General features: G+C 34.8%; 1 protein-coding gene and 1 pseudogene. Both read left to right on the forward strand.

The window, feature by feature from the left end; translation table 11 throughout:
- Positions 1-237: 237 nt before the first annotated feature.
- Positions 238-867: pseudogene (locus PVV60_RS09760) on the forward strand (hypothetical protein).
- Positions 868-964: 97 nt separating this feature from the next.
- The gene (locus PVV60_RS09765; protein WP_273724582.1) at positions 965-1744 is read left to right on the forward strand and encodes a hypothetical protein; all 780 of its coding nucleotides are present in this window, start codon (positions 965-967) and stop codon (positions 1742-1744) included.
- Positions 1745-3382: the final 1638 nt, after the last annotated feature.

A 3382-nucleotide genomic window follows, 5' to 3' on the forward strand; every position in this document is an offset into this window, starting at 1 on the left:
GGTCCCTGTGCAAAAATTCACGATAATGCTCATGTGAGTGGCAAGGCACAAATTTGCCAATTTACAACGATTTATGGCAATGCGGTGCTTAAAGAAAATAAGAAATTTTCTGAAGATGTCTGTGGTGCTGATCAGGCTATAAATAACGCTGCGTAAATAAGACACGGGCGTGGCGGGGGCGCCTCTCTTTAAACATCTCATTCTAAAATTTAAATCTTTTTATAAAGGAATTGTGCTATGCAAAAAAAGTTTGCACTCACAAATGAGACACGTGTATTTAATAATAAAACTCTTTATCGCATTAAAGCATTAAAAGACTTTTCTGATGTTAAAGCTGGGTCTTTAGGCGGCTTTATTGAAAGTGAAAACAATCTCTCTCATGATGGCAACTGCTGGGTCTATGATAATGCTCTTGTTTTAAATCCTGCCTATATTTATGAAAATGCCAAGGTTTCTAATAACGCTATTATAATGGGCTTTGTGTATGGCAATGCGCATCTTTCTTATAATGCTTGGGTCTGTGGGCGGGTTTATGGCAATGCAAAATTATCAGGAAATGCGCGTATTTATGGCAATGCCGTGGTTTATGATCATGCTGTTATCAGTGGTGCTGCTAAAATTTATGGCAAGGTTTATGGCAAGGCTAGCGTGGGAGGGTATACTCAAGTCTACGGTTCTGTTTATGGCAATGCTAAAGTGACTGGTTATCACACCATTAGAGGTTTGGTGCATGGCAATGCAAGGTTAAAAAGAGATGGTTATTCATATGTCAAATAAAACTTTTACTATGCATATGGGATTCCTGAAGATTGTGAAATTTATGAAAATGATACCGTTGTAAAGATTAGTGAAAGTAACGCTGCGTAAATAAGACACGGGTGCGGCGGGGGCGCCTGCTTTCAATCCAATTTTCCATTCCAAATTTTATCAAACGTTTATCACATTAGATTGTGAGGATACCCCTATGTGTAAAAAATACGAATTAACCAATCAAATTAAACAAATTAAAGAGAGACTTACTAAGCAAATTATAAACCTTTATCGCATTCGGGCTTTAATAGATTTTGATGATGTCAAGGCGGGCGATTTAGGGGGCTATATCGAAAATGAAGGTAACTTATCTCACTATGGCAATTGTTGGGTCTATGATGAGGCTTGTGCCTATGGCTATGCTCATGTTTCTGATCATGCTAAAGTACGTCATTTATCTCATGTGCGTGGGCGGGTCTATGGGAATGCTGAGGTCTATGGCAAGGCTTTAATCACTCGATATGCTAAAGTTTATGACCATGCTTGTGTTTATGGGAGTGCTCATGTGGCGGGCAATATCTATGGTAATGCTCATGTCTGTGATCACGCCCGCGTTTATAGCAATTCCCATATTTATCAACATGCGCGCGTTTCTCATGATGTTTTTGTTTATGATCATGCAAGGATCTATGGTCATTCAAAGGTTTCTGGCTCTGCTTGTATTTACAGCAATGCAAAAATTTATGGACAGGCTGCTATCAAAGGCTTTGCAAAGATTTATGGCAAGGTTTACGGCTCTGCTCTTGTGAGTGGGCGCGCTGCGGTTTATGGCTCTGTTTATGGGAATGCGAAAATCTCTGGTTCTGTCAAGGTGTGGGGTCGTGCCTATGGAAAAGCAAAAATAGATAAACAAAGCAATGTAAAATCAGTTGCTCAAAATTATGAGGTTTATCAAAGCGATAATGTCGTTAAGATTATTGATAAAACAGAATAAAAATAGACATGGGAGCGCCTTCTTTATGGTTATAAACCCATCATAAAAGAGAGAATGCAAAAAAAAGCCGTGTCAAGTGATACGACGCGGCTTTCAAATGTCTATCCTTATGAATCAACCCTAATAAGGTAATGACACATATATACAAAACGTATTATATTACAAGTGCTCTATTAAAAATATGAAAACTTATCAAAAGGAATATATGATGCATATGATTTTTAATCACTCTTTTGAATGAGAGAGCCTATAAACGCTTGTTATATGGCTATCAAATGTATCAATCATAACGTCTTTAGCTTAAAGAGATTTATATAAAACAAAGCACATGATCAAAATGCTTCTTTTAAAACGTTTCAATATACTAAGCTCAAAATCGAGCTGAGTGAATTCAAATAACACATTATCTAAAATCAAAACCTATCAAACAAATCAAAACGTTTGGTAGCTTTATCAAAACCCGTTTTTTTACATTTACGAGCATTAGTTTTCAAAACAATTTCTCATAAGACAACAAACAACCGCTTTTATCAAACGCAAGGCTTTAAAAACTATTATAAACATCAGTTTTAAACGTTCACTTAGAGAGGCTCTCATAAGCGTATTTTCACTTTTCATTAAATGTAACTTTTTACAAATAAGCTGGCTCAATTTTGAGTTGGCAAAATCAACCAGCTCAAATTCGAACTCGTTATCTTTAGAATAGAGCATTCTTTAAACAATGTCGTTTTATCTAAAAATTTAGAAAAATTCCATGCCTTGTGATGTTATAATGGTTTTGAATTTTACTTGCTTATCTTTGTCTAAAGAGATGCCCTCAAATTTGAGGAGACCTCATTTGGTTTCGTATTTTTAAACGATAACTTTTAAAATGTTTTTTAGTATCATGTTTAAGGTAAAATAGTCTTTTACTGCTATGGTATTAGCCGCCTCCATTTTTTTATGGAAGCGAATAGTTCCGTTCTTAAAAACTAGCTATGCACTATATTCATTAAAAGGCTTTTCATTTCATAAGATATAAAATACCTCTTTATCGTTTTCTAAATTTTTAGAAAGCGCTTTAAAAGCGATCTTGTCCTTAATCCTTTTATGCAATTTTTTAAATTAAACCCATAAGCTTATGACCGTTTCAAACGATTATTCCTTTGAAGGTTTCGCTCAAAAAAGAGCAAAACTCATACCATTCTTTAAACGTATACAATTTATATTATCGATAATTTCAAACGACTAAATTTTTAAACAATGTGATTTGTGCTGTGATAAAAACGTATCATAAAATTTATAAACTGTTATGAATGATATCTGCTTTTCATTTCATTTGCATGTTTACATGCGTTAATATTTACATCATGATTTGCTTTTTATGGTCTACTCATACATGGCAATCTTCTATAAAAAATAGTCAAATGAATCATGCATAAAAATGTGGATTCTTAAGTGGATTCATATAAAATAATTTCACTCAACATATTGACTTTGTTGTATTTTTATGCATAATGTGAATTTAACATCAGGACGCTGGGAAATAGAACAATCTCACGGCACTTTTGCAGAACAAATTATTCGTCCAACAGGGCTTGTTGACCCACCAACAGAGGTTCGTCCAGCCAGAAATCAAGTCGATGATGTTGTGAATGA

It is taken from the genome of Bartonella sp. AU18XJBT, from assembly GCF_028618595.1.
Lineage (GTDB): Bacteria > Pseudomonadota > Alphaproteobacteria > Rhizobiales > Rhizobiaceae > Bartonella.